We start from the raw sequence: 24,719 nt of genomic DNA on the forward strand, positions 1-24,719 counted from the left end.
GCTAGGTAGCCGCGGCCCCACCACGGCAGCACGGACCGCGGGCCTGTGGACGGTCCCGGGCGCAGCCTCAGCCTGTGGACGACTCGCGGCGGGCGAGCAGCCACAGCTCGATGTTGCGGCGGTGCCGGTAGATGACGACGAGGGCCAGCACGGCGCACCACACCCCCGTCTCGCGGCTCACGTCGGGCACCCAACCGGGAAGCCATCCCGCGACGGCCAGCAGGCCCAGCACGAACAGCAGGAGGCAGGCCGACACCGACGCACCCGCCACCCACCGCAGCCGCCACACCAGCAGGACGAACAGCAGCAGCATGACCAGCCCGAACCAGGGCTGCACCGCCAGGATCGCACCCAGCGACGTCGCGACCCCCTTGCCGCCGTGCCCCTTCAGGAACGGCGACCAGATGTGGCCCAGCACCACGGCCAGCCCCACGACGAGCGGCACGACAGAGCCGAGGAACGCGCTCGCCAGCACCACCGGCAGGTAACCCTTGAGCACGTCTGCGATGCCCACGACGACTCCCCAGCGCACGCCCAGCACCCGACCGGCGTTGGTCGCGCCGGGGTTGCCCGACCCGGAGCCGGCGAGGTCCTTGCCCAGCACCCGCGCGAGGATCGTGGCCGGGTTCACCGAGCCGAGGAGGAACGCCACCACCGCGGCGACGACCCCCTGGACGACGCCGCCCGTCGACCAGACGACCGCGCCGGTCGACCACACCACCGCGTCGAGCGCCGTCATGGCCTCGGCGACACCGCCACGGCCAGCGTGCCCGGACCCACGTGCGCCCCCACGACCGCCCCGAGCTCGACGACGACGACCTCGCCGGCCGTCGACACCCGATCGCGGATACGCGCGGCCAGGTCCTCGGCCCGGGCTGCGGAGTCGAGGTGGTGCACCGCGATGTCGACGTCCCCGCCGGCCGCGTCGACGGCTGCGACGGACAGCTCCTCGAGCCGGGCCAGCGCCCGCGAGGACGTGCGGACCTTCTCCAGCGGGCGGATGTGCCCGTCCTCCAGGCCCAGGATCGGCTTGATGGCGAGCGCCGAGCCCAGCAGCGCTGACGCCGCGCCGATGCGGCCACCGCGCCTGAGGTGCTCGAGCGTGTCGACGTAGAACACGACGGTCGAGGCCTCGCTGCGCGAACGGGCCACCGCCGCGACCTCCTCGGCCGAAGCCCCACCGGCCGCGAGCTCGGCAGCGGACACGACGGCATACCCCATCGCCATGCCGAGCGAACGCGAGTCCACGACGGTCACGGGCACCGGGGACTGCTGCGCCGCGAGGTGCGCCGACTCCACCGTCGAGGACATGTCGGCGGAGATGTGCACGGACACGATCGCCTCGGCTCCCCCGGCGGCGGCCTTCTCGTACGCCTCGAGGAACGCCTGGGGCGCGGGTCGCGACGTCGACACCGGCTTGAAGGCGCGCAGGGCGGTGGCCACCTCCGCGGTGCTCACGTCGACGCCCTCGCTGAACTCCGTCCCCGCGATCACCACGTGCAGGGGGACGACGCCGATGCCGTGCGCGTCGACCACCGCAGCCGGGAGGTATGCCGTGGAGTCGGTGACGAGGGCGACGCTCACGCGCGCAGGCTACCGGCGGCGCGGGCCCGGCGGGACCCACACCGCCTGGACACCGTGCGTCGGCCGGTCAGGGCGGGACACGCCACCGCCGGCGATCAGACGGGGACGACGTTGACCAGCTTGGGCGCCCGCACGATGACAGTGCGGATGCCCCCCTCGGTCGCCGCGACGACCTTGGGCAGGGCCAGCACCTGCTCGCGCAGCGCGTCCTCGCTGATGTCGGCCGGAACCTCGAGCCGGTCGCGCACCTTGCCCTTGATCTGCACGACGCAGGTCACGGTGTCCTCGACGAGCAGCGCGGGGTCGGCCACCGGGAACGGCTCGTACGTGATCGTCTCCTCGTGACCCAGCCGCTTCCACAGCTCCTCGGCGATGTGCGGGGCGATCGGCGCGACCATCTTGACGATGGTCTCGGCCGCCTCGCGGGGCACGGCGTCGAGCTTGGTGAGCGCGTTGTTGAGCTCGATGAGCCGCGCGATGGCGGTGTTGAACCCGAGCGACGGGTAGTCCTTCGACACCGCGTCGATGGTCCGGTGCATGGTGCGCAGCGTGTCCGGGTCGAGGGGCTGGTCGACGACCCGAACCTCGCCGGTCTCCTCGTCGACCACGTTGCGCCACAGGCGCTGCAGGAACCGCTGGGCGCCGACCACCGCGCGGGTCTCCCACGGCTTGGACAGCTCCAGCGGGCCCATCGACATCTCGTACACGCGCAGGGTGTCGGCGCCGTACGCGTCGTACATCTCGTCCGGGCTGACGACGTTCTTCAGCGACTTGCCGATCTTGCCGTACTCGCGCGTGACGGGCTGGCCCTGCCACGTGAACTGCGGGTCCTGGGCGTCGCTGCCCTCGACCTCCTCGACCTCGTTCGCCGGGACCGGCTGCCCGCGGCCGTCGCGGTAGGCGAAGGCCTGGATGTACCCCTGGGAGAAGTACTTCCGGAACGGCTCCTCGCTGCTGACGTGGCCGAGGTCGAACAGCACCTTGTGCCAGAACCGCGCGTACAGCAGGTGCAGCACGGCGTGCTCGACGCCGCCGATGTACAGGTCGACACCACCGGGGTCGGTGACACCGTCGGGCGCACCCTCGACCGGGGAGGCGTGCTTGCCCATCCAGTAGCGCTCGTTCTCCGGGTCGACGAACGCCTCGTCGTTGGCCGGGTCGAGGTAGCGCAGGTAGTACCAGCACGACCCCGCCCAGTTGGGCATGGTGTTGGTCTCGCGGCGGTACTTGCGCACGCCCGCGCCGTCGCCGAGGTCGAGCTCCACCTCGACCCACTCGGTCGCGCGCGACAACGGCGCCTCGGGGCTCGAGGAGTCGTCGTCGGGGTCGAACGTCTTGGGCGAGTAGTCCGGGACGTCCGGCAGCTCGACCGGCAGCATCGACTCGGGCACCGCGTGCGCGACCCCGTCCTCGTCGAACAGGATCGGGAACGGCTCGCCCCAGTACCGCTGCCGGCTGAACAGCCAGTCGCGGAGCTTGTAGTTGACGGTGGCCTCGCCGTAGCCCTTGGCCACCAGCCAGTCGACGATCGCGGCCTTGGCCTCGGTGACACCCATGCCGTTCAGGGAGATCTCGTCGTTGGCAGAGTTGACCGCAGGCCCGTCACCCGTGAACGCCGTCGACTCGTCGTGGCCCTCGCTCGGCTGCACGGTGCGCACGATCGGCAGCCCGAACTTCTCGGCGTACTCCCAGTCGCGCGTGTCCTGCGCGGGCACGGCCATGATCGCGCCGGTGCCGTAGCCCATGAGGACGTAGTCGGCGACGAAGACGGGGATCCGCTCGCCGTTGACCGGGTTCGTGGCCCAGGCGCCGGTGAAGACACCCGTCTTGTCCTTGCCCTCGGTCTGCCGCTCCACCTCGGACTTGCGGGACGCCGCCCGCTGGTATGCCGCGACCGCGGCCGCCGGGGTGGCCTCGCCACCGGTCCAGGCCGGGTTGACACCCTCGGGCCAGTCGCCTTGCGCGACAATGGATTCCAACAGCGGGTGCTCGGGGGCCAGCACCATGAAGGTGGCACCGAACAGCGTGTCCGGGCGGGTGGTGAAGACCTCGATCGTGGCCTCGTGGCCCACGACGGGGAAGCGCACGCGAGCGCCCTGGCTGCGCCCGATCCAGTTGCGCTGCATGAGCTTGACCTTCTCGGGCCAGTCCACGCGGTCGAGGTCGTCGGCCAGCCGGTCGGCATACGCGGTGATCCGCATCATCCACTGGCGCAGGTTGGTCTTGAAGACCGGGAAGTTGCCGCGCTCGGACCGGCCGTCGTTGGTGACCTCCTCGTTCGAGAGCACGGTGCCCAGGCCGGGAGCCCAGTTGACCGGCGCCTGCGAGGAGTACGCCAGGCGGAAGCCGTCGAGCACCTCGGCGCGCTCGGCCGCGGACAGCGCGGACCAGTCCCGGCCGTCCGACGTCGGGCGCTCCCCGTTCTCGAACTGCGCCACCAGCTCGCGGATGGGACGGGCCTTGCCCCGACCGCCGTCCTCACGCACCGCGTCGACGTCGTACCAGGCGTCCCAGATCTGGGTGAAGATCCACTGGGTCCACTTGTAGTACCCGGGGTCGATGGTGGCGATCGCGCGCCGGTCGTCGTGCGCCAGGCCCAGCCGCCGCAGCTGGCGCTTCATGACGACCATGTTCTCCTCGGTCGTCTTGCGCGGGTGCTGCCCCGTCTGGACGGCGTACTGCTCCGCCGGCAGGCCGAACGCGTCGTAGCCCAGGCAGTGCAGGACGTTCTTGCCGGTCATCCGGTGGTAGCGCGCGAACACGTCGGTCGCGATGTAGCCCAGCGGGTGCCCGATGTGCAGCCCGGCCCCGGAGGGGTACGGGAACATGTCGAGCACGAGCAGCTTCTCGCGGTCGCCGACCTTCTCGGGCTCGGCCCACGGACCGGCCGGGTTCGGGGCGTGGAAGGTGCCCTCCTGCTCCCAGCGGTCCTGCCAGGCGACCTCGATCCGGTCGGCCAGCTCTGCGGTGTACCGGTGCGGCGTCTCGCTCATCTCATCCTCGTCGTCTCGTCTGGTCGGGCCTGCTCCCGACGGTCCGTCCCGCGTGCGGGTCCGCGCCCTGTCTTGCCCGCACACAACGAAGCCCCTCGCGCAGGAGGGGCTGGCCGCGTCGACGTCCGGTCGGTTCGTCGTCGCGGCTAGGTAAGGAGCAGGAACCGTGCCACGGGAACAGGTTAGCGCAGCACCTCGCGGGCCATCAGCCGCAGCCGCCCGGGCGACTGTCGGTGATCCGGGTTAGGTTGGCAAACAGAAGTCCACAGCCGGTCGAGCCACCTGCCTGCTGCCCCTTTGGTCGGGTGCAGCCGTGCCCGACCCCCCTCTCGAAGGTCAGCTGTGAGCATCCTCGTCGCGTCCGTCCCGTCCGGCCACGTCTACGTCCGGCACCTCGCGCCGCCGCCGCCGTCCCCGGCAGTCGTGGTCCGGCTACCCGATCCCCCGTCGGGTGCCTCCCCCGACTCGCCCTGGTGGCCGCCGCGGATGCTCACCAGCGCGTGGGTGCACGGCCACGCGTCCGAGTTCGACCTCATGCACGTCCACTTCGGGTTCGACGCCGTGTCGCCGGAGGACCTCGGGGCGCTCGCGGTCGCGCTGCGCCAGCACGACAAGCCGCTCGTGCTGACCGTGCACGACCTGCGCAACCCCCACCACCCCACCGCCGAGGCCCACGACGCCCAGCTCGACGTGCTCGTCGCTGCCGCCGACGCCGTCCTCACGCTGACCCCCGGCGCTGCCGCCGTCATCGAGCAGCGCTGGGGACGGACGGCCACCGTGGTCCCTCACCCGCACGTCGTCCCGTCGGAGTGGCTCGCGCGACCGCGTCCCACGCGTGACCGGTTCGTCGTCGGGCTGCACGCCAAGAGCCTGCGGGCGAACATGGAGCCGCTCGCGCTCGTCCACGGCATCGTCGACGCCCTCGCGGACCTGCCCGGCGCCGTGCTGCGCGTCGATGCGCACACCGACGTCATGACCGAGGGCTTCGCCCGGCACGACTCCGCGCTCGCGGGCCACCTCACCGCGCTGGCGGACGAGGGGCTGGTCGACCTCCGCGTGCACGACTACTTCACCGACGACGAGCTCTGGGCGTACCTGCAGGGCCTGGACGTGTCCGTCCTGCCGTACCGGTTCGGCACCCACTCCGGCTGGCTCGAGGCCTGCCACGACCTCGGCACGTGGGTCGCCGCCCCCGACTGCGGCTTCTACGCCCAGCAACGCCCCTGCCTGACGTATGCCGCGGACGGCGCCGAGCGCGTGCCGTCCCTGGTGGCGGCGCTGCGCGAGGCGCACCGTGGGTGGCAGGAGGGCCGCCCGGCCCCACGGGCGACCGCGATGGGGCGCCGGGCGGAGCGGGAGCGGGTCGCCGCGGTGCACCACGAGGTCTACGAGGGTGTCCTGGGCCGGAGGCGCGCATGCACGTCGTGATCCTCGCCGCCGCCCGCCACCCCCTGCGCCAGCCCTTCGCCGGGGGCCTGGAGTCGCTGACCTGGACGCTGGTGCGGGGCCTGCGACGCCGCGGCGTGGACGTCACCGTGTTCGCCGGGCCCGGCAGCGACCCGCTCCTCGACGCCCGCGAGCTCATGGTGACGCCACTGCGGCTCAGCGACGCCGCGCGGGCCGACGTCGCCATGCCGCCGGAGCCGTGGCTGCGGGAGCACCACGCCTACCTGCAGGTGATGCTCGAGCTGCGTTCGCGCGGCGACATCGACGTCATCCACAACAACAGCCTGCACTTCGTGCCCATCTCACTCGCCCAGGCGTGCAGCGCGCCGATGCTGACGACCCTGCACACCCCGCCGACCCCGTGGCTCGAGCCCGCGATCTCCCTCATGGACCAGTCGCGCGCCCGGTTCGTCGCCGTGAGCGCCCACACCGCGGCGCAGTGGCGCCACGTCACCGCAGCGGAGGTCGTGCACAACGGCGTCGACACCGCCACGTGGACCCCCGGCCCGGGTGGGACCGACCTCGTGTGGTTCGGCCGGCTGGTGCCCGAGAAGGCCCCCCACGAGGCCATCGCCATCGCCGCGGCGAGCGGGCGCAGGCTGCGACTGGCCGGTCCCGTCGGGGACCGCGACTACGTCAGCGACGTCGTCGAGCCGTTGCTGGGCCCGGACGCCGAGTACGTCGGGCACCTCGGCGTGCGCCAGCTGCGCGACCTCGTGGGAGCGAGTGCGGCGACGCTGGTGACGCCTGCCTGGGACGAGCCGTACGGCCTGGTCGCGGCCGAGTCGCTGGCGTGCGGCACGCCCGTGGTCGGGTACCGCCGGGGCGGCCTGGGCGAGTTCGTCGTCCCGGGCACGGGCGTCCTCGTCGGCCCGGGCGACGTGGACGCAGCGGTCTCCGCGCTCGACCAGGCGGTCCTGCTGGATCGCGCGGGATGCCGTGACCACGCGGTGCGGCACTGCTCGCTCGACACGATGGTCGACGCCTACCTGGAGCGCTACGAGGACATGACACGGGTCGGGCAGGCCGCGTGATCGGCTACTACGCCCACCACCAGGGTGCCGGCCACGTGACCCGGATGCAGGCCGTCGCCGCGGCCCTGGACGAGCCCGTGTGGGGGCTCAGCTCGGCTCCTCGCCCGTCGGGGTGGAGCTCGGGGTGGACCGAGCTGGCCCGTGACGACGACACGGCCGGCGATCCCCTCGACGGGGATGCCGACGTGACTGCCCAGGGAGCGCTCCACTGGGCCCCGCGCGGTCACGCCGGGCTGGCGCGGCGGGCGCAGCAGGTCGTGTCCTGGGCCGCCCGGCACCGGCCGCGCCTGCTGGTGGTCGACGTGTCGGTCGAGGTGGCGCTGCTGGCCCGGCTGGCCGGCGTCCCGACGGTGGTCGTGGCCCTCCCGGGGCGCCGTGAGGACCGGGCGCACCGCCTGGCGTACGACACCGCCGAGGCCCTGCTGGCCCCGTGGCCGGCGGGGACGCACGAGCGGTCCTGGCCACCCGAGTGGGTGGCGAAGACCCGCTGTGTCGGCGGCATCTCGCGCTTCGACGCCCGGTTGCGGCCAGCCGCTGCGGCGCCCTCCGGCGCGCGCCCGACGATCCCGCGGACCGGCTCCCCGGCCTTGGTTGGACCGTCCGGGACAGCCTCCGGCGGCGGCACCCCTGGACCGACCGTCCTGCTCCTCTGGGGTGCGGGCGGCCGGGGCACGACCTCGGCACAGGTGGCTGCCGCCCGTGCGGCGACACCCGGCTGGACCTGGCTGGAGCGGTCGCCGGGCGCGCACGCGTCGACCGGGCTGTGGGACGAGCTGCTGCGCGCCGACGTCGTGGTGACGCACGCCGGCCAGAACGCGGTGGCCGAGGTCGCGGCCGCACGGCGGCCCGCGGTGGTGGTCGCCCAGCCGCGTCCCCACGACGAGCAGGTCGCCACGGCCGAGTGCGTCGAGGAGCTCGGCCTGGCCGTGGGCCGGACGAGCTGGCCGCATCCGCACGAGTGGCCGGAGCTGCTGGAGCGGGCCCTCACGACCGGCGGTGCCGGCTGGTCCCGCTGGAGCGGCGGCGACGGTGCCGCCCGGGCAGCCACCCTCCTGTCGCAGGTGGGGCTGTCCGCACGGGTGCCGGCGTGAGCGCCCCGCGCACCGCCGTGGTCACCATCGCCCACGGCCGGCACGAGCACCTCCGGGGGCAGGGCTGGGGGCTGTCGCGGCAGACTCTGGCACCCGACGCCTACGTGGTCGTCGCCATGGGCGACCCCACGGTCGAGGGGGTCGCTCGCGAGCTCCACCCCGGGGCGACGACCGTCCCCGTGCCCCTCACCGGGGGTGGCGAGCTCCCCCTGTCCGCTGCCCGCAACGCCGGGGCGGCGGCTGCCATGGACCTCGGCGCCGAGGTCCTCGTGTTCCTCGACGTGGACTGCATCCCCGGTCCGGACACCGTGGCCCGCTACGCACAGGTGCTCGGCGGTGCCGGGACGGCGCCCGTGGTGGCGTGCGGGGAGGTCGCCTACCTGCCCCCTGTCGGGCACCCCGCGGCATACCGCGTGCCCTCGCTCGCCGCGACCGCGGAGCCGCACCCGGCGCGTCCCGCGCCCGCGCCGGGGACGACACAGGTCGCGCAGGACGTCCGACTGTTCTGGTCGCTGTCGTTCGCGGTCACCGCGTCGGGCTGGCGCGACCTGGGGGGCTTCGACGAGCAGTACGTCGGTTACGGCGGCGAGGACACCGACTTCGGGCAGCGGATCCGCGAGTCCGGCGGCTCGATGCTCTGGGTCGGGGGCGCGGCGGCGTACCACCAGCACCACGGGCAGGAGAGCCCGCCGCTGCGCCACCGTCGCTCGATCGTGAGGAACGCCAACGTCTTCCACGAGCGGTGGGGCTGGTTCCCGATGGAGGGGTGGCTGGCCGAGCTGCACCGTCGCGGCCTCGCCCGGCTCGACACGGACGCCGGGCGGTGGGTCGTGACCGGCTGACCCGGTGGGTCACGGTCCCGGCGCGCGCCTGCGTCAATCGGACGATGCGAGGTCGACCTGGAGGTCGTACGTTCGGCCCATGGCGCAGACGACGGGCATGGCGGGGACCCTCGAGCGCGTCGGTCCGGTCGCGGGGGACGCAGGGGGCCTGGTGCTGTTCGCGTGGTGGATGTTCGGCGCCGTGCAGGCACCCCTCCCGCCGGCGCTGCTGGGCCTCACCGGACTGCTCGCGGCGGGACTCGTCGGCAGTGCCCTGGTCGGGTACCAGCTGCGGCAGGCCGACTCGCCGGCCGCGTGGCTCGGCTGGGCCGCCCTGGCGGTGCTGCTCCTGGGCTTCGCCGGCAACCCGGGGTGGGCGCCGGCAGGGCTCGCCCTGTTCGGGCTGTCGGTCGTGCGCGGCCGGGTCTTCCCGCCGCTGCCGGGTGTGCTGATGGCGGTCGGCGGCTGGCTGGTGCTCGTGACGACGGCGCTGACGCCCGCGGTGCCGTCGGGGACCTCGCCCTCCGCCATCGCCTGGCGGGGCGCCATGTCGGTCGGTCTGGTGCTCATCGCGGGTGCGCTGGCCGACCTCGACGCGCTCACCGAGGCGAGGCCCACGAAGACTTCCTCGGACCGCTGACGGCGCCCAGCGCCGCGGACGGCGCCCGGCGCCACAGACAGGGCCCACGGTCCCGCCGACGGACCCCGTGGGGTGCCGGCGAGACCATGGCCCGGCCTGGGCTCAGTGCTGGTGGTACTGGTGCACCACGGCGTGGCCGCGGCCGCGCGCCAGCAGCCACCGGTTGACGGGGACGGTCAGGGTGAAGGCGATCGCCAGCGACAGGACGAGCGAGCCCCAGAAGAGCGCGCTGGACAGGCCCGCGTCCATGGCGCCGGGGATCACCAGCATGAGCCCGTTGTCGACGAGCTCCATGGTGGCGATGGACACGGTGTCGGACGCCAGCGCGACCGGCAGCGCCGCCGCCAGGGTCAGCCCCGCCTTGAGGATGGGGCGCATTGCCAGCGAGTAGCCGAACACGAAGGCGAGTGCGATCGACAGGACCACGGTCCCGAGGTTGTGCAGGCCCAGCGCGGTGCCGATCACCATGCCGAGGACCTCACCGATCGCACACCCGAGGAGGCAGTGGAGGGTGGCGCTGACAGCCTGCCTCCACAGCGAGCCGCCGGGTCCCGTGGCTGTGGCGTCGTGCGCGTGGTGGGCGTGGGCACCGTGGGCGTCGGTGCCGTGGTGGCCGAGGTGGCCGTCGTGGTCCTGGTGCTCTCCGATGACGTTCATGCCCTACCCAACTATACCCCCCGTGGGTATATTCCGACCGGGGGTGACGGATGCACGTTTGCGGGGAGTACCCGTGGGTAGGGAGGGAGTTCGCGGACGACTCGGTCCGCCCGCCCCGACCCCGAGGAGCTCCGTGAGCCACGAGCCGCCCCTGCCCACCGTCCTCGAGGACCTCGCACAGGTGCACGAGGGGGGACACGCCAGCGACCCCGACCGGGTGGCCGAGGCCCTCGGGACGATGGTGCTGCACCCGGAGTACCCCTGCCTGGGGGCGCGGTCGGTGTTCAACCGCAGCCGGGCCGCCCTGGAGGTGCTCGACGAGCTCGGCACCGTGGCCGCCGCCAGGACCCTGCACGACAGGCTCGCCCGCTTCGCGGCGGACACCGACCTCGACGAGGGCTTCGCCTCCCTGCTCGCTGTCTTCCGGGCCACGGATGTGCGGGACGAGGCGCACTTCGAACAGCTGCTGTGGCGCCAGCTCGAGCTGCTCCACGAGGTCGACGACCAGCCGTGGGACCCCCAGGTGTCCTCCGACCCCGACGACCCGCACTTCGCCTTCAGCGTGGCGGGGACGGCCTACTTCGTGGTCGGGCTGCACCCGCACGCCTCGCGGATCGCCCGACGCGCCCCGCTGCCCACCCTGGTCTTCAACCTGCACGAGCAGTTCGAGCAGCTGCGCGCCTCCGACACGTACGAGCGGATGCGCGACACCATCCGCAAGCGGGACCTGGCCCTGCAGGGCACGCTCAACCCGATGGTCGCCGACCACGGCCGCAGCTCCGAGGCCGCGCAGTACTCGGGGCGGGCCGTTCCGACGGACTGGGCTCCCCCGTCCCTCGGCGGCCAGGAGGCGACGGCGTGAGCACGGCATACGACCGAACGGGGCAGGTCCCCACGCAGACGCCTGACGGCCCTGCGGATGGCTTCACCCGGCTGTCGCCGCAGACAGGCACCGGCTTCGTGCTGTCCGCAGGCCAGCGGCTCACCGTCGTCGACCCCACCGGGGAGCAGGTGAGCGACCTCTTCTGCTTCAGTGCCGAGGACCACGCCGAGTGGTTCTCCACGGGACGGACGATCGACTACGCGAACTCGGTCGCCGTCACGACGGGGACGGTGCTGCACAGCAACCGCAGCCGGCCCATGCTCACGGTGGTCGAGGACACCTGCGGGCACCACGACATCCTGCTGACGCCGTGCAGCCAGCAGACGTTCGACCTGCTGTACCCGGAGTTCGAGGGCGCCTACCACCCGAGCTGCCTGGAGAACCTCGTGACCGGCCTCGAGCCGTTCGGCGTCGTGGCGGACCAGGTCTCGACGACGCTCAACATCTTCATGAACGTGTGGTCCGAGCGGTCCGGCGAGCTGCACATCGACCCGCCGACGTCGGTCGCGGGCGACCGGTTCGTGGTGCGTGCGGAGATGGACCTGCACGTCGGGCTCACGGCCTGCTCGGCCGAGAAGTCCAACGCCGGGACCTGCAAGCCGATCGACTACCGCATCGACTGAGCCGCGCTCCCACGCTGTCACCGCTGCCGGGCGTGCCGTTCACAAACCCATGGGCGGCGTCGGACCCCGGGCCTACGGTCGCATTATGAGCCGAGACGTCTCCACGCCGGCGGACCTGCGCGCCGTCGTCGACAGCATCATGGCCGGGTTCGCCCGGATCCCCGACGACGGGTGGGAGCGCCCGGCGCACCAGCTCGACTGGGACTGCCGCGACACCGCGACCCCCATGATGGACGACTTCGCCTTCTACGCCATGAACCTCTCGAGCAGGGAGGTCCACGTCGACACCTACGTCCCCTTCCTCGAGCCGCCGCCCTGGCGCGAGGGCAGCCCACCGATGTTCTGCTGGCCCGACCCGGCCGGCGGCACCGCGGCCATTGTGCGCGGGGTCGACGCGACGGGTGGGCTGCTCGTCGCCGTGACGGCGACGGCTCCCGAGGGGCACGTCGGCTTCCACCCGTCCGGCCACCCCGACGCCTCCGGCTTCGCGGCGATCGGCATCGTGGAGGGGGCCGCCCACGCGTGGGACGTGCTGACCGCCCACGACATCCCGTTCGCGGTCGAGGCCGGGATCGCCGAGCGCGTCCTCAACCGGGTGTTCCCGGACGCCCGGCGCACCGACGACCCGTGGGACGACCTGCTGGCAGCCACGGGGCGCACGGAGGAGACGCGCGGCACCTCGTGGAGGTGGGACTCCTCGGTCCGCGACACCTACGGCGACTGAACCTCAGGCAGGCCCCTCGGGCAGCCCGAGGGCGATGTCGAAGACGTGCGCCATCCCGGCATACCCGGCGTCGTTGGGGTGGAACTTGTCCGCAGCCAGGCGCCCGCGCCAGGACCGGGGGCCGTGGGCCCGGATGTCGGCGACCACGAGCTCCCCGCGGGCGGCGCGGTCGCGCAGCACCGCACAGACGCGCCGGGCCTCGGACTGGGGGTTCGGCAGGTTGGCGACGACCGCTCCGCGCGGCAGCCGGTCGAGCATGGCCTCGAACCGCTCCGCCAGGCCTGCCCGGTTCCGTGGGGCGACCACGTCGTTCGAGCCGATCACGACCGTGAGCAGGTCCGGCACCTGGCCGCGGGCGACGAGCTCCTCGAGCGCCGGCAGCTGGTGCACCACGAGGTCGTGCACCCGGGCGCCGGTCACCGAGAGGTTGACGACCCGGTGCGGGCGACCGGCCGCGGCCAGGTGGTCGCCCAGCTGCCCGACGTAGCCGCGGTCCGGCGCGCTCGCCCCGATGCCCTGCGTCATGGAGTCGCCCAGGGCCACCCACAGCGGGCCACCCTGCTCGAGCGCCGCGGCGTTGGACTCGCGCCAGTACGCGGCGTACGGCACGGTCTGGGCCCGTACCTCGCGCACGCCGGGGAGGGCCCACGACAGCGCCGTGAGGAACGGGCCCGCGGGCCGCAGGCTCAGGTTGTCGTACTCGAACGCGGTGCTCACCGGCCCATGCTCACACGCGCACCGGCCAGCCGAAGGTCGTCTCGACGCCCGGGGAGAACAGCACGCTGTCGGGGGCGTGCGACACGACGCCGTCCAGACCGGCCGCCGCCACGCACCGGTCGTCCAGCGCCAGCAGCTCGGCCCGGTGCAGGGGCCACGGTGCGTGCGTGTTCGGGACCCACAGCGTCCGCCGGGCCACGGTGGTGTGCAGCCCGAACCGCGCGGTGAGGAAGAGCTCGAGGTCGCCGGGCTCGGCCAGGGGTTCGCCGACCCGGACGCGCATCGAGCTCGTGACGGCCGGCTCGACCGACCGGGCGCCCCGTCCCTCGGCCGAGCCGCTCCCGGCGCGGCCCGCGCGGGAGGCGCGAATACCGTGTGTGGCACTGATGGCGCGGGTGGCGTCGCGCCACGGCGCCCGGTGCCGATGCAGGCTGTATGCCACCTCGGTACCCGCCGGGTCGGCCGGCACCACCCGCGGGGAGGAGCGCATGCCGGCCCACTGGTACGGCGTCCCGAAGACCAGACGGGCGCCCGCGACGACGGGCAGGCGCTCCGCGTCCAGCGACAGGAACACCACCCCACGGCGGCCGGACGCGTCGCGCGAGTAGACGCGCACGTTGGTCTCGAGGAAGGTGCCCAGCCACGGCACGGGCCTCCCCCGCCCGACCGCGGCGTCGACCATGCGGAACGGGATGAGCCCCACCCACGCCGCGCCGTCGTGGACGTCGGGCTGCACGCCCGCCGGGAGGAACGGCTCGAGCCGGGCCGGGTCGACGCGCCAGTGGACGAAGGTGATGTCCCGCCAGAGCTGGCTCATGAGCGGCCTGCCGCGAAGCGGCGGCCCCTGCGCCGGCATCGGGGCGGGGGCCGGCACGGACGAGGAGGTCATGTCCGCAGCCTGCCTGACAGTGCCGGAGCCCGCAGACGGAGCGCCCGGGCGCGAGGCGCCGCTACCGTCGTCCACCATGGGAACCGCGATCCAGCGATCGACCGTCGCCGACCTGCCCAGCCTGCTGCCCCTCCTGCGCGGCTACAGCACCTTCTACCGCACCCCGGCGCGCGACGAGGACCTGCTGCGGATGGCCGAGGCCTTCTGCGGTGACTCCCCCGATGGCCTCCAGCTGCTCGCCCGCACCGAGGACGGCACCCTGGTCGGGTACGCCACGGTCCTGTGGAGCTGGGACACGACCTCGGGCACGCGGCTGGCCGTGATGGAGGACCTGTTCGTCACCGAGGCCGTCCGCGGTGAGGGCGTCGGACGGGCCCTCCTGGAGGCCTGTGCCTCGACCGCGCGCGAGCGGGGCTGCACCGCGCTGGCGTGGGAGACGGCGCCCGACAACGACGTCGCGCAGCGGCTGTACGACGCGACCGGCGCGGAGCGCTCGACCTGGCTGGGGTACCGGCTCGCGCTGGGGTGACCCCCTCGCCCTCCCGCGGCTCGCCCCCCTCGGCTCGCGCCCCCGCTCACGCGGCTCGTGCCGCTGTCTCGCCGGTGGAGCTGAGGGGAGCCGTCGCGTGGGGGCGCTTCGCGCCGAGGGGCTCCTCCCGAATCCCCACCGTGTCGTCCCGCAACGCGAAGAAGGACCGGGCGAAAAGCGTGTCCGGTCCTTCTTCTGTGTTGTGGAGCTGAGGGGATTCGAACCCCTGACCCCTTCCATGCCATGGAAGTGCGCTACCAACTGCGCCACAGCCCCGAGTTGCCCCGAGTGGGTGTCCCCCGGAGGCGACTGCGGAAGTCTACCCACGGCTCGCGCGAGCATCCAAATCGGCTCAGGCGTGGGCGTTCCACGCCGTCAGCGACCACCCGGTGCGGCTCTGCGCGAGCTCGGCCCAGTGGCAGTTCCCGAGCGTCGCGAGGGCGTGGGCGGCCAGGTGCTGGTCGATCCCGAGCACCGCCGCGACGGCCGCCCGGCTCGAGACGCCGTGCGCCACGACGACGACGCACTCGCCCTCGTCGAGCCCGTCGAGCAGCTCGCGCAGCGCCGAGCCCGCCCGGTCCCCGACCTCCGCGAGCGTCTCCCCGTCGACACCACGGCGCACGTCCTCGAGGTCCATCTGCTCGAGCAGCTCGGCATACTCCGCCCGCACCCGGGAGGTGTGCATGCCCTGCCACTGGCCGACGTGGATCTCGCGCCAACGCGCGTCCAGGGCGACCTCGAGGCCGGAGGCGTCGGCGACGTGCCGGGCCGTGACTGCCGCGCGCTCCAGGTCCGAGGCGACCACCCGGGTCGGCCGGTATGCCGCGAGCGCGGCGCCCGCGGCCCGTGCCTGCTCGACGCCGCGCTCGGACAGGGAGGTGTCGAGCTGTCCCTGCCACACGCCACCGGCGTTGTGGTCGGTCTCGCCGTGGCGGACGACGACCACCCGCCGCCGGCCGTGGTTCGCAGGGCTCACGCGTCGCGGCGCTTCGGCACGCCGAGGTCGACCTCGGGGCAGTCCTTCCAGAGCCGCTCGAGCTCGTAGAACTCGCGCTCGTCGTCGTGCTGGACGTGCACGACGATGTCGCCGAAGTCGAGCAGGACCCAGCGGCCGTCGCGCTCGCCCTCGCGGCGCAGGGGCTTGGCACCCTGCTCGCGCAGCTTGTCCTCGACCTCGTCGACGATGGAGCCGACCTGCCGCTCACTGGACCCGGAGACGATGACGAAGACGTCGGTCAGCGCCAGCTGCTCGCTGACGTCGAGGCCGACGACGGTGGTGGCGAGCTTGTCGTCCGCGGCCAGGGCCGCGGTCTTGGCGAGCTCGAGGGATCGGTCGGTGGCGGGCACTGCTCTCCTACGTCCGTGCCGTGCCCGCGGGACGCGGGTTGGCGGCATACAAGCGGTATTTGTTGATGTACTGGACCACGCCGTCGGGCACGAGGTACCAGACGGGCTCGGACCGTTCGACCCGCGTCCGGCAGTCGGTGGAGCTGATCGCCATCGCGGGCACCTCCTGCAGGGTCACGCGGTCACGCGGCAGCCCCGACTCCGAGAGCACGTACCCCGGCCGGGTCACGCCGACGAAGTGGGCGAGCTCGAACAGCTCGTCCGCGTCCTTCCACGACAGGATCTGAGCCAGGGCGTCTGCGCCGGTGATGAAGAACAGCTCGGCCTCGGGGCGCTCGTCGTGCAGGTCTCGCAGGGTGTCGATGGTGTACGTCGGCCCGGGCCGGTCGATGTCGACTCGGCTCACGGTGAACCGGGGGTTCGAGGCCGTCGCGACGACGGTCATGAGGTACCGGTGCTCGGCGACGCTGACCTTGCGGTCGTCCTTCTGCCACGGCTGCCCGGTCGGCACGAACACGACCTCGTCGAGGCCGAAGCGGGACTGGACCTCGGACGCGGCCACGAGGTGCCCGTGGTGGATGGGGTCGAACGTGCCACCCATCACACCCAGGCGCATGGTCAGTGCGAGCCGCCGCTGTGGTCGTGCGGCAGGTGCTGCCCCGAGATCTTCTGGGCGGTGCCGCGGAAGGACCACAGCACCCCGAGCAGCAGCATGAACCCGACGAACGCGATGGCCCCGAACACCTGGGGCGGCATGGGCAGCTCGCGAGTGTGCCCCTCGGCGGCCGTGAGGAGGTTCGAAAGAGACGACGTCATGGGGGCAAGCCTACCGGTCGGGCGCGCCGGACCCCGATCCGCACCGGCACCACGGGGTGGAGCGCGGGGAAGGTGGAGGTACCTGCTCGTTGTCCACCGATTGTGTGCACAGGGATGTGCACAACCCGCCCGGTACGCACCGGTTCGTGTGGACAACCGTGTGGGCAACCGGTGGACGAGAATTGCTTTCCCAAAGCCCTTGCAGCGCAAGGCATCCCGCCACTACAAATCTCTCACGCGCTCCGGTCGGAGGGTCGGAACGGGGGAACCCGCGAGGATCCGCCGGCAGGGGCACAGGTCGGCCGGATAACGGTGGACCGCCCCGACCGGGCCCGCCCGGACGGGGTCCCAGCTCCCTCGGGTGCTGGGTCCGTGGGCGACGCCACGGAGGAACTCCGGACCCGCCGACCAGATCGCAACGCCCGACGTGGGCCGGCCCGCCGGCCCCCGGCAGGCGCCACCGTCGCAGTGGACCCGACCCGCTCCGGCAGGCCGTGGGCGATCGACCGGTGCACAGCGCCCGACCGGTCCGCCGGTCGCGACGCCGCACCACGGAGGTACCGCGAGCGCCTCGGCGCGACGTGGACCCCCGAAAGAAGGCCCCTCGAACTCATACTTCGAGGGGCCTTCGCCATGTGTCCCCGGCAACCGGCCGTCGGCCGCACCGGCTCCCCGTACCCTGTGTGCCATGGCACCCGCCTTGAGCATCGTCGTCCCCGTGTACAACGAGGAGGACGTCCTGCCGCTGCTCGTGCAGCGCCTGCGTCCGGTGGCCGACGGCCTCGGCACGACGTACGAGGTGCTCACCGTCGACGACGGCTCCACCGACCTCTCCCCCGCGGTCCTGCAGCGGATCGCGCGAGACTGGCCCCAGCTGCGGATCGTGCGGCTGCGCGCCAACGCCGGCCACCAGGCAGCCATCTCGGCCGGCCTGGCCAGCGCTCGCGGCGACTACGTCGTCACCCTCGACGCCGACCTGCAGGACCCGCCCGAGGTGGTCTCGGAGATGCTCGCCCTCGCCGTGTCCGAGGGCGTGGACGTCGTCTACGGCGTGCGCAGCGACCGGTCCACCGACTCGGCCTTCAAGCGGCTCAGCGCCCGGGCCTTCTACCGCGTGATCCGCGCCCTGTCGGGCACCCACGCGCAGGTCGACGCGGGCGACTACCGCCTCATGTCACGCGCGACCGTCGACGCGGTCAACGCCCTGCCCGAGCACCACCGGGTCCTGCGGTTCGTGGTGCCCGCGCTGGGTTTCCCCTCGGCCTCGGTCACCTACCGCCGCGACGAGCGCGCAGCCGGGCGGTCCAAGTACCCGCTGTCGAAGATGGTGCGGCTCTCGCTCGACAGCGTCACCGGCTTCTCGACCGCGCCCCTGCGCGCGGCGACCTGGCTCGGCCTGCTCGGCGGCCTCGGCGCCTTCGTCCTGCTGGCCTACGCCCTCGTGGCGATGGCCGTCGGCCAGACCGTCCCCGGCTGGACGTCGACCGTGGTCGCCGTCGCGGGTGTGGGCGCCGTGCAGCTGGTCTGCGTGGGGATCCTCGGCGAGTACGTCGGCCGCATGTACGCCCAGCTCCAGGGCCGCCCGGCGTACCACATCGCCTACGACTCCCTGACCGGTCCCGACCGCCGCGGCCCGCTTCCCGGGACCGACCAGCCCGACCCGCTCGCCGGCCACCACCAGCGCGGCTCGGTCGCCGGGCCCGACCAGCACGTCTCGGTGTCACGTGCAGACGAGCACGCCCCGCTCAGCCGCGTCGACGAGCCTCGACCATCAGGGTCACCCCGGGCATAGCCTTCACGGGCAGGAACCGCTCGACCGCGACGACCGCGCGCAGGCCGGCGTTGACCACCGGGTGGATCTCCTCGAGGTCCGACCCGCTCGCCGTCCGCCGCCGCAGGGCCACGACGGGCCGCAGCAGGACGTTCCACGACGTCATCGACGTGACGTCGAAGCCGCCGCGCTCCAGCACCCCGCGCAGCGTGGTGCGGGTGTACCGGCGCACGTGGTCGACGGCGACGTCGTGCTCGGACCACAGGTGGGGGTCGGCCGGCACCGCGACGAGGAAGCGGCCCCCGGGGGCCAGGACCCGGTGCACCTCCTGCACCGCTGCGTCGTGGTCGAGGATGTGCTCGAGGACGTCGAAGGCGACGACGAGGTCGAGCGCAGCGTCGGCGACCGGCAGTGCCGTGGCGTCCGCCCGCAGCACCGCGAGTCCGCGCTCGGCCGCCACCTGCGCACCCTCCGCCCCGTACTCCAGGGCCGCGACCGACCAGCCGGCGGACCGCAGGACACGGGTGTTGCCACCCCCTGCCGCACCGATGTCCAGCGCCCGGCCGGGGGTGAGGCCGTCGATCATCCGACCGAGCAGGTGCCGCCGCTCGCGGTACCACCAGTGGGTGTCCTCGAGCGCCGCGAGCTTGCGGACCTCAGTGCCTTCCATGGCCGGTCATCCTGCCATCGACGGCGCTCAGGCCCGCACCTGCCCGTCGCCCTCGACGATCCACTTGGTCGTCGTCAGCTCGGGGAGGGCCATCGGCCCGCGGGCGTGCAGCTTCTGGGTCGAGATGCCGATCTCGGCGCCGAACCCGAACTCTCCCCCGTCGGTGAACCGCGTGGAGGCGTTCACCATGACCGCCGCCGCGTCGACCTCGGCCGTGAAGCGCCGCGCCGCCGCGCGGTCCTCGGTCACGATCGCCTCGGTGTGCCCCGACCCGTGCGCCCGGATGTGCTCCATGGCGGCGTCGAGGTCCGGCACGACCCGGACGGCCATCTCCAGCGCGAGGTACTCGGTGTCCCAGTCCGCGTCGGTGGCGTCGGTGTGGGGCACGCCCGCGGTCTCGGCCGCAGCGCCGGCGGCTGCGTCGGTGTGCAGCGCCACCCCGGCCCCGGCGAGCTCGGCCAGCACCTTGGGCAGGAAGTCTGCCGCCACCGCCTCGTGCACGAGGAGGGTCTCGGCGGCGTTGCAGACGCTGGGCCGGTGGGTCTTGGCGTTAACGGTGATCGCGAGCGCCTTGTCGAGGTCGGCGGCCGCGTCGACGTACACGTGCACGTTGCCCACGCCGGTCTCGATCACCGGCACGGTCGACTCGGTGACGACGGTCTGGATCAGTCCGGCGCCGCCACGCGGGATGATGAGGTCGACGAGTCCGCGGGCGGTGAGCAGGGCCCGGACGGCGTCCCGCCCACCCTCGAGCAGCGTCACGGCGTCGGCGGGCAGGCCCCGGGCCTCCAGGGTCGCACGCATCACCTCGACCAGCGCCCGGTTGGTCGACTCGGCCGCCGAGCCGCCCCGCAGGATCACGGCGTTGCCGGACTTGAGCCCCAGGCCTGCCGCGTCGACCGTGACGTTGGGGCGCGCCTCGTAGACCATGCCGACGACACCCATGGGCACCCGGACCTGGCGGATCTGCAGCCCGTTCGCGAGCGTCGACCCGCGCACGACCTCACCCACCGGGTCCGGGAGGGCGGCGACGTCCCGCAGCGCCTGGGCGACGCCGTGGACCCGGCGCTCGTCGAGCGCGAGCCGGTCGAGCAGGCCCTGCGCCATGCCGGCGTCCCGTCCGCGGGCCAGGTCCTCCGCGTTGGCCGCGACGACGTCGGGCGCGGCAGCCTCGAGTGCGTCGGCCATCGCGTGCAGCGCGGCGTCCTTGTCGGCGCGCGAGAGCAGTGCGAGGCGTCGCGAGGCCTCGCGGGCGGCGCGCGCAGCCGTCGCCACCTGCTCGACGGCGCTGGGGTCGATCTCGGCCATGCCCCCAGCGTATGCCGGGTGCCCGCCCCCGGAGGATGGCGTCCGCATGCGGGGCACGGGGTGGCTCGCCCCGGCGGCTGGTTGAATGGCTCGGGTGAGCATCCTGTCGATCCAGTCCTCGGTCGCCTACGGCCACGTCGGCAACTCCGCGGCCGTCTTCCCGCTCCAGCGGCTCGGCGTCGAGGTCTGGCCCGTGCACACCGTGCACTTCTCCAACCACACCGGCTACGGCGAGTGGCGGGGACCGCTGCTGCCGGCCGACGACGTCCGCGCCGTGATCCGTGGGGTCGAGGAGCGCGGCGCGTTCCCGGCGGTGGACGCGGTGCTGTCGGGCTACCAGGGCGGCGAGGACATCGGGGACGTCATCCTCGAGGCGGTCGAGCGGGTCAAGGCGGCCAACCCGGACGCCATCTACGCGTGCGACCCGGTCATGGGCAACGCCCGGAGCGGCTGCTTCGTGCACCCCGCCATCCCGGTCCTGCTCCGCGAGAAGGTCGTGCCGCGGGCCGACCTGATCACGCCCAACCAGTTCGAGCTCGGCTTCCTCACCGGGACCGAGCCCCGGACGTTCGAGGAGACCCTGGCGTCGGTCGACCTCGCCCGGGACATGGGGCCCTCGACCGTCCTGGTCACCAGCGTCGAGCGCCCGGACGCCCCGGCCGACACCATCGAGATGATGGCGGCCACCGACGGCGGGGCCTGGGTCGTCCAGACGCCGCGGCTGCCGATGAAGGCCAACGGCTCCGGCGACGTCACGGCCGCCCTGTTCACCGCACACCTGCTCGAGACCGGGGACCCCGCCGTCGCGCTGGCCCGGACCGCGAGCAGCGTCTTCGACCTGCTCAGCACGACGCTGGAGTCCGGCGAGCGCGAGCTGCAGCTCGTGCAGTCCCAGGACGCGATCGCCAGCCCGCGCCTGCAGTTCGAGGTGACGCAGGTCCGCTGAGGCAGCGGCCGCCATGACCCCAGGGCGCAGCCCCTCGCGCGCGGACACCGGCGGACGCCCGGCGCCGGGCCGGTCCACCCGGCGCCGGGGGCTGCTCGCCGCCGCGACCACGGTCCTGGCCCTCGTCGCCGCCTGCTCCGGTGGGTCGCCGCCCCAGGACGCGCCGAGCCGGCTCCGACCCTTCGACTCCTACCGGGTGCAGGGGCTGCAGGTGGTCGTGTCCTTCAGCGGCGTCCCCGACCGGCCGGGCCCCTGCGGCGCCGACTACCGGGCGCAGGCGAGCGAGACCGTCGACCGGGTGTACATCCGCGTCCGCGAGTACCCGCACGCCTCACCGGCCGGGGAGGTCGCCTGCCCCGCCATCGCCCAGGTGCGCACCACCTCCGTCACGCTGGCCCAGCCGCTCGGCAGCCGAGCCGTGGTCGACGGCGCGACCGGCGAGATCGTCCTGCAGCCGCGCCCGACGACGCCGACCTCTCCCTGACGACCGCCAGCTGACGGCTCAGAGCACGACGAGGTCGTCGCGGTGGACGACCTCCCGCTCGTACCCCGGCCCCAGGTCCTTGGCCAGGGCGTGGGTGGAGCGGCCCAGCATGCCCGGCAGCTCGGCGGAGGTGTAGTTGACCAACCCGCGGGCCACCGGCTCCCCCTCGAGCGTGCACAGGTCGACGGGGTCGCCGTCGACGAAGGTGCCCTCGACGGCGGAGATGCCTGCGGGTAGCAGCGACCGGCGGTGCTCGGTGATCGCACGGACGGCGCCGGGGTCGAGCAGCAGCCTGCCGCGGGGCGTCGTGGCGTGTGCGAGCCAGAGCCGGCGCGAGGTGTGCCGCGAGCCGCCACCCGGGGCGAACACGGTGCCGACGTCCTCTCCCGCGAGGGCGTGAGCGGCCTGGGCCGCGCTGGTCAGCACCGTCGTGATGCCGGCGGCGTTGGCGATCGTGGCGGCCTCGACCTTGGTGACCATCCCACCGCTGCCGACGGAGGAGCCGGTGCCGCCGATGGTGAGGTCCTCCAGCCCGCGGCCGCCGACGACCGCGGGCACGCGCTGGGCCCCAGGGGAGCTCGGCGGCCCGTCGTAGAGCGCGTCGACGTCGGTGAGCAGCAGCAGCCCGTCGGCCTGGACGAGGTGGGCCACCAGGGCCGCGAGCCGGTCGTTGTCGCCGAACCGGATCTCCTGGGTGGCCACCGTGTCGTTCTCGTTGACGATGGGCACGATGCCCAGCTCGAGCAGCCGGTCGAGGGTGCGCTTGGCGTTGGTGAAGTGGGTGCGCCGGGTCACGTCGTCGACGGTGAGGAGCACCTGCCCGACCGTGAGCCCGTGGGCACCGAAGGCGCGCTGGTATGCCGCGACGAGGGCGCCCTGCCCCACGCTCGCCGCCGCCTGCTGCGTGGCGAGGTCCCGGGGGCGGCGGGCCAGCCCCAGGGGCGCGATGCCCGCGGCGATCGCGCCCGAGGAGACCAGGACGACCTGCTGCCCCGCCAGCCGACGGGCGGCCAGGATGTCGACCAGCGCCAGGAGGCGCGCCTCGTCGAGGGAGCCGCCCGAGGGGTCGGTCAGCGAGGAGGAGCCGATCTTGACCACGAGCCGGCGCGCCTCGGGCACGGCGCGCCGGTGGTCGACGCGGCTCATTCCTCGTCGTCCTCGTCCCGTGCAGTCGCCCAGTGGCCGGCCCGGCGCTCGGCCGCGAGCTCGTCCCGGGCGGCGGACTTCGCCGCCTTGCGCGCGGCATACTCCTCGCGCTTGGCGCCACGGGTCGGGCGCGAGGCCTCCTCGAGGCGCAGGTCGGTGCCACGGGCGCCGAGCAGCTCCGCGCCGGCCGCCATCGTGGGCTCCCAGTCGAAGACGACGGCGTTGTCGGCCGGGCCGATGAGCACGGTCGCACCGGCGACGGCCCCGGCCTTGAACAGCGCCTCCTCGACGCCGAGCCGGCCGAGCCGGTCGGCGAGGTACCCGACGGCCTCGTCGTTGCTGAAGTCGGTCTGGCGGACCCAGCGCGTGGGCCGCTCGCCCTCGATCCGGAACACCTCGCCGTCGGCGGTCTGCTCGCGCACGACGCGGAAGCCGCTGTCGTCGACCGCCTTCGGGCGCAGGACGATCCGCTGCGGCACCGCGGCCGCCGCCTCGACCTCCTTGCGCGCCGCGGCGACGTGCCGCGCCATCGCGAAGGTCAGCTCGCGCAGGCCGGTGTGGGCCACCGCGGAGACGACGAACACCTCCAGGCCTCGCGCCTCGAGGTCGGGCCGCACGAGCTCGGCGAGCTCCTGCGCCTCGGGCACGTCGGCCTTGTTGAGCACGACGATTCGGGTGCGCTCGGCCAGCGGCCGGCCGCCGAGGGTCTGGTCGGGGACGTACTGGGCGAGCTCCTCCTCGATGACGTCGAGGTCGGTCATCGGGTCGCGGCCCGGCTCCAGCGTGGCGCAGTCGACCACGTGCACGAGGACCGAGCAGCGCTCGACGTGGCGCAGGAACTCCAGGCCGAGGCCCTTGCCCTGGCTGGCGCCGGGGATCAGCCCCGGGACGTCGGCGACGGTGAACCGCTGGTCGCCCGCCTGAACCACGCCGAGGTTGGGCACCAGGGTCGTGAACGGGTAGTCGGCGATCTTGGGCCGGGCGGCGGACAGCACCGACACGAGGGAGGACTTGCCGGCGGACGGGAAGCCGATGAGTGCGACGTCGGCGAGCGACTTGAGCTCGAGCACGATGTCGAGGACCTCGCCGGGCTCGCCCAGCAGGGCGAAGCCGGGGGCCTTGCGCCGCGGCGAGGCCAGCGCCTTGTTGCCCAGTCCGCCACGGCCGCCGCGGGCCACGACGAACGACGCGTCGGGGCCGACGAGGTCGGCCAGCACCTCGCCCGATCCGTCGGTGACGACCGTGCCCTCCGGCACGGGCAGCACGAGGTCGGCGCCGTCGGCGCCGTTGCGCTCGTCACCGGCACCGGGACGGCCGTTGTCGGCCTTGCGGTGGGGGTGGTGGTGGTAGTCGAGCAGCGTGGTGGCCTGCGGGTCGACCCGCAGCACCACGTCTCCCCCGCGGCCACCGTTGCCGCCGTCCGGCCCGCCGAGGGGCTTGAACTTCTCGCGGCGCACGGAGGCGACGCCGTGCCCACCGTCACCGGCGGCCACGTGCAGGACGACGCGGTCGACGAAGGTGGTCATGGCTTCTTCTCTCTGGTGGGGGTGGCGTCCCCGCCGAGTCTAGGAGGGGACGTGCGGAGGGGGCGGGCCCGTGT

At 73.6% G+C, this 24,719-nt stretch carries 26 protein-coding genes and 1 tRNA gene; 12 read left to right on the plus strand and 15 right to left on the minus strand.

From position 1 onward, the window contains the following. Positions 1 to 67: 67 nt before the first annotated feature. The 3 genes from plsY to leuS form a co-directional block, all read right to left on the minus strand. Positions 68 to 739 (minus strand): glycerol-3-phosphate 1-O-acyltransferase PlsY, encoded by a 672-nt coding sequence (gene plsY, locus ACFUC1_RS07730; protein ID WP_379118313.1) that lies wholly within the window; start codon positions 737 to 739, stop codon positions 68 to 70. Beyond that, positions 736 to 1,584, minus strand: coding sequence for a DegV family protein (locus ACFUC1_RS07735; protein WP_379118315.1), 849 nt, complete (start codon positions 1,582 to 1,584; stop codon positions 736 to 738). Before ACFUC1_RS07735 ends, plsY begins: the two co-directional genes overlap by 4 nt. Positions 1,585 to 1,679: 95 nt before the next feature. Then, positions 1,680 to 4,577 carry a leucine--tRNA ligase gene (leuS, locus tag ACFUC1_RS07740; protein ID WP_379118317.1) on the minus strand — a complete coding sequence of 966 codons (2,898 nt, stop codon included), beginning with the start codon at positions 4,575 to 4,577 and terminating at the stop codon, positions 1,680 to 1,682. Between the two features lie 342 nt (positions 4,578 to 4,919). Here leuS and ACFUC1_RS07745 point away from each other — a divergent pair, with 342 nt between their 5' ends. The 5 genes from ACFUC1_RS07745 (at position 4,920) to ACFUC1_RS07765 (ending at position 9,609) form a co-directional block, all read left to right on the plus strand. After that, positions 4,920 to 6,005, plus strand: a complete 1,086-nt coding sequence (locus ACFUC1_RS07745) for a glycosyltransferase (protein ID WP_379118319.1) — start codon at positions 4,920 to 4,922, stop codon at positions 6,003 to 6,005. Continuing rightward, on the plus strand, positions 5,993 to 7,057 hold the full coding sequence (locus ACFUC1_RS07750; protein ID WP_379118322.1) for a glycosyltransferase family 4 protein: 1,065 nt from the start codon (positions 5,993 to 5,995) through the stop codon (positions 7,055 to 7,057). Before ACFUC1_RS07745 ends, ACFUC1_RS07750 begins: the two co-directional genes overlap by 13 nt. Continuing rightward, on the plus strand, positions 7,054 to 8,148 hold the full coding sequence (locus tag ACFUC1_RS07755; RefSeq protein WP_379118324.1) for a glycosyltransferase: 1,095 nt from the start codon (positions 7,054 to 7,056) through the stop codon (positions 8,146 to 8,148). Before ACFUC1_RS07750 ends, ACFUC1_RS07755 begins: the two co-directional genes overlap by 4 nt. After that, positions 8,145 to 8,990, plus strand: coding sequence for a glycosyltransferase family 2 protein (locus tag ACFUC1_RS07760; RefSeq protein WP_379118326.1), 846 nt, complete (start codon positions 8,145 to 8,147; stop codon positions 8,988 to 8,990). Before ACFUC1_RS07755 ends, ACFUC1_RS07760 begins: the two co-directional genes overlap by 4 nt. A 79-nt stretch (positions 8,991 to 9,069) precedes the next feature. Then, the gene (locus tag ACFUC1_RS07765; RefSeq protein ID WP_379118328.1) at positions 9,070 to 9,609 is read left to right on the plus strand and encodes a hypothetical protein; all 540 of its coding nucleotides are present in this window, start codon (positions 9,070 to 9,072) and stop codon (positions 9,607 to 9,609) included. A gap of 102 nt (positions 9,610 to 9,711) precedes the next feature. Here the strand turns inward: ACFUC1_RS07765 and ACFUC1_RS07770 are convergent, their stop codons facing one another. Then, positions 9,712 to 10,266 (minus strand): DUF4396 domain-containing protein, encoded by a 555-nt coding sequence (locus ACFUC1_RS07770; RefSeq protein WP_379118329.1) that lies wholly within the window; start codon positions 10,264 to 10,266, stop codon positions 9,712 to 9,714. A 133-nt stretch (positions 10,267 to 10,399) separates the two neighbouring features. Between ACFUC1_RS07770 and gntA the strand changes: the two genes are divergently transcribed. The 3 genes from gntA to ACFUC1_RS07785 all read left to right on the plus strand — a co-directional run bounded on the left by gntA (position 10,400) and on the right by ACFUC1_RS07785 (position 12,496). Further along, positions 10,400 to 11,128, plus strand: a complete 729-nt coding sequence (gntA, locus tag ACFUC1_RS07775) for a guanitoxin biosynthesis heme-dependent pre-guanitoxin N-hydroxylase GntA (protein ID WP_379118331.1) — start codon at positions 10,400 to 10,402, stop codon at positions 11,126 to 11,128. Further along, the gene (locus ACFUC1_RS07780) at positions 11,125 to 11,772 is read left to right on the plus strand and encodes a DUF1989 domain-containing protein (protein WP_379118333.1); all 648 of its coding nucleotides are present in this window, start codon (positions 11,125 to 11,127) and stop codon (positions 11,770 to 11,772) included. Before gntA ends, ACFUC1_RS07780 begins: the two co-directional genes overlap by 4 nt. Before the next feature lie 85 nt (positions 11,773 to 11,857). Next, the gene (locus ACFUC1_RS07785; protein ID WP_379118335.1) at positions 11,858 to 12,496 is read left to right on the plus strand and encodes a hypothetical protein; all 639 of its coding nucleotides are present in this window, start codon (positions 11,858 to 11,860) and stop codon (positions 12,494 to 12,496) included. Positions 12,497 to 12,499: 3 nt separating this feature from the next. Here ACFUC1_RS07785 and ACFUC1_RS07790 read toward each other — a convergent pair whose 3' ends face one another. After that, positions 12,500 to 13,213: an SGNH/GDSL hydrolase family protein gene (locus ACFUC1_RS07790; RefSeq protein ID WP_379118336.1), complete on the minus strand. Its 714-nt coding sequence runs from the start codon at positions 13,211 to 13,213 to the stop codon at positions 12,500 to 12,502. A gap of 10 nt (positions 13,214 to 13,223) precedes the next feature. Then, the gene (locus tag ACFUC1_RS07795) at positions 13,224 to 14,102 is read right to left on the minus strand and encodes a YqjF family protein (protein WP_379118338.1); all 879 of its coding nucleotides are present in this window, start codon (positions 14,100 to 14,102) and stop codon (positions 13,224 to 13,226) included. 76 nt (positions 14,103 to 14,178) lie between these two features. Between ACFUC1_RS07795 and ACFUC1_RS07800 the strand changes: the two genes are divergently transcribed. Then, positions 14,179 to 14,631, plus strand: coding sequence for a GNAT family N-acetyltransferase (locus ACFUC1_RS07800; protein ID WP_379118340.1), 453 nt, complete (start codon positions 14,179 to 14,181; stop codon positions 14,629 to 14,631). A 203-nt stretch (positions 14,632 to 14,834) separates the two neighbouring features. On the opposite strand, the gene ACFUC1_RS07805 is transcribed toward ACFUC1_RS07800, so the two are convergent. The 5 genes from ACFUC1_RS07805 to ACFUC1_RS07825 form a co-directional block, all read right to left on the minus strand. Next, positions 14,835 to 14,907, minus strand: a tRNA-Ala gene (locus ACFUC1_RS07805). Between the two features lie 76 nt (positions 14,908 to 14,983). After that, on the minus strand, positions 14,984 to 15,607 hold the full coding sequence (locus tag ACFUC1_RS07810; protein ID WP_379118342.1) for a histidine phosphatase family protein: 624 nt from the start codon (positions 15,605 to 15,607) through the stop codon (positions 14,984 to 14,986). Further along, on the minus strand, positions 15,604 to 15,978 hold the full coding sequence (rsfS, locus tag ACFUC1_RS07815) for a ribosome silencing factor (RefSeq protein ID WP_310155679.1): 375 nt from the start codon (positions 15,976 to 15,978) through the stop codon (positions 15,604 to 15,606). The genes ACFUC1_RS07810 and rsfS overlap by 4 nt, the downstream gene beginning before the upstream one ends. A 7-nt stretch (positions 15,979 to 15,985) precedes the next feature. Next, positions 15,986 to 16,594, minus strand: a complete 609-nt coding sequence (gene nadD / locus ACFUC1_RS07820) for a nicotinate-nucleotide adenylyltransferase (RefSeq protein WP_379118344.1) — start codon at positions 16,592 to 16,594, stop codon at positions 15,986 to 15,988. Positions 16,595 to 16,596: 2 nt separating this feature from the next. Continuing rightward, positions 16,597 to 16,794 carry a hypothetical protein gene (locus ACFUC1_RS07825; protein WP_379118346.1) on the minus strand — a complete coding sequence of 66 codons (198 nt, stop codon included), beginning with the start codon at positions 16,792 to 16,794 and terminating at the stop codon, positions 16,597 to 16,599. 688 nt (positions 16,795 to 17,482) lie between these two features. Between ACFUC1_RS07825 and ACFUC1_RS07830 the strand changes: the two genes are divergently transcribed. Further along, entirely contained in the window at positions 17,483 to 18,586 is a 1,104-nt protein-coding gene (locus tag ACFUC1_RS07830; protein ID WP_379118348.1) for a glycosyltransferase family 2 protein, read from the plus strand. Here ACFUC1_RS07830 and ACFUC1_RS07835 read toward each other — a convergent pair. Next, positions 18,540 to 19,235 (minus strand): class I SAM-dependent methyltransferase, encoded by a 696-nt coding sequence (locus ACFUC1_RS07835; protein WP_379118350.1) that lies wholly within the window; start codon positions 19,233 to 19,235, stop codon positions 18,540 to 18,542. The genes ACFUC1_RS07830 and ACFUC1_RS07835 overlap by 47 nt on opposite strands. A gap of 27 nt (positions 19,236 to 19,262) precedes the next feature. Continuing rightward, positions 19,263 to 20,543, minus strand: coding sequence for a glutamate-5-semialdehyde dehydrogenase (locus ACFUC1_RS07840; RefSeq protein ID WP_379118352.1), 1,281 nt, complete (start codon positions 20,541 to 20,543; stop codon positions 19,263 to 19,265). Positions 20,544 to 20,637: 94 nt separating this feature from the next. Between ACFUC1_RS07840 and pdxY the strand changes: the two genes are divergently transcribed. Together pdxY and ACFUC1_RS07850 are read left to right on the plus strand one after the other, a co-directional pair. Then, positions 20,638 to 21,489: a pyridoxal kinase PdxY gene (gene pdxY, locus ACFUC1_RS07845; RefSeq protein ID WP_379118354.1), complete on the plus strand. Its 852-nt coding sequence runs from the start codon at positions 20,638 to 20,640 to the stop codon at positions 21,487 to 21,489. 13 nt (positions 21,490 to 21,502) lie between these two features. Beyond that, a complete protein-coding gene (locus tag ACFUC1_RS07850; RefSeq protein WP_379118356.1) occupies positions 21,503 to 21,973 on the plus strand; it encodes a hypothetical protein in 471 nt (156 codons plus the stop codon). Positions 21,974 to 21,991: 18 nt separating this feature from the next. Here ACFUC1_RS07850 and proB read toward each other — a convergent pair whose 3' ends face one another. Next, positions 21,992 to 23,119, minus strand: a complete 1,128-nt coding sequence (gene proB, locus ACFUC1_RS07855) for a glutamate 5-kinase (protein WP_379118358.1) — start codon at positions 23,117 to 23,119, stop codon at positions 21,992 to 21,994. Beyond that, the gene (gene obgE, locus ACFUC1_RS07860; RefSeq protein WP_379118360.1) at positions 23,116 to 24,645 is read right to left on the minus strand and encodes a GTPase ObgE; all 1,530 of its coding nucleotides are present in this window, start codon (positions 24,643 to 24,645) and stop codon (positions 23,116 to 23,118) included. Before obgE ends, proB begins: the two co-directional genes overlap by 4 nt. Between the last annotated feature and the right edge of the window lie 74 nt (positions 24,646 to 24,719).

The sequence above is a fragment of the Pedococcus sp. NPDC057267 genome, assembly GCF_042668795.1.
Classification (GTDB): Bacteria; Actinomycetota; Actinomycetes; order Actinomycetales; family Dermatophilaceae; genus Pedococcus.

Coding starts and splice junctions, on each gene's coding strand:
- obgE (WP_379118360.1), bottom strand. CDS start 24,645: ATGACCACCTTCGTCGACCGCGTCGTCCTGCACGTGGCCGCCGGTGAC.
- ACFUC1_RS07850 (WP_379118356.1), top strand. CDS start 21,503: ATGACCCCAGGGCGCAGCCCCTCGCGCGCGGACACCGGCGGACGCCCG.
- nadD (WP_379118344.1), bottom strand. CDS start 16,594: ATGCGCCTGGGTGTGATGGGTGGCACGTTCGACCCCATCCACCACGGG.
- ACFUC1_RS07840 (WP_379118352.1), bottom strand. CDS start 20,543: ATGGCCGAGATCGACCCCAGCGCCGTCGAGCAGGTGGCGACGGCTGCG.
- ACFUC1_RS07795 (WP_379118338.1), bottom strand. CDS start 14,102: ATGACCTCCTCGTCCGTGCCGGCCCCCGCCCCGATGCCGGCGCAGGGG.
- proB (WP_379118358.1), bottom strand. CDS start 23,119: ATGAGCCGCGTCGACCACCGGCGCGCCGTGCCCGAGGCGCGCCGGCTC.
- leuS (WP_379118317.1), bottom strand. CDS start 4,577: ATGAGCGAGACGCCGCACCGGTACACCGCAGAGCTGGCCGACCGGATC.
- ACFUC1_RS07800 (WP_379118340.1), top strand. CDS start 14,179: ATGGGAACCGCGATCCAGCGATCGACCGTCGCCGACCTGCCCAGCCTG.
- ACFUC1_RS07770 (WP_379118329.1), bottom strand. CDS start 10,266: ATGAACGTCATCGGAGAGCACCAGGACCACGACGGCCACCTCGGCCAC.
- ACFUC1_RS07830 (WP_379118348.1), top strand. CDS start 17,483: ATGGCACCCGCCTTGAGCATCGTCGTCCCCGTGTACAACGAGGAGGAC.
- ACFUC1_RS07750 (WP_379118322.1), top strand. CDS start 5,993: ATGCACGTCGTGATCCTCGCCGCCGCCCGCCACCCCCTGCGCCAGCCC.
- ACFUC1_RS07765 (WP_379118328.1), top strand. CDS start 9,070: ATGGCGCAGACGACGGGCATGGCGGGGACCCTCGAGCGCGTCGGTCCG.
- plsY (WP_379118313.1), bottom strand. CDS start 739: ATGACGGCGCTCGACGCGGTGGTGTGGTCGACCGGCGCGGTCGTCTGG.
- ACFUC1_RS07825 (WP_379118346.1), bottom strand. CDS start 16,794: ATGACGTCGTCTCTTTCGAACCTCCTCACGGCCGCCGAGGGGCACACT.
- ACFUC1_RS07835 (WP_379118350.1), bottom strand. CDS start 19,235: ATGGAAGGCACTGAGGTCCGCAAGCTCGCGGCGCTCGAGGACACCCAC.
- ACFUC1_RS07785 (WP_379118335.1), top strand. CDS start 11,858: ATGAGCCGAGACGTCTCCACGCCGGCGGACCTGCGCGCCGTCGTCGAC.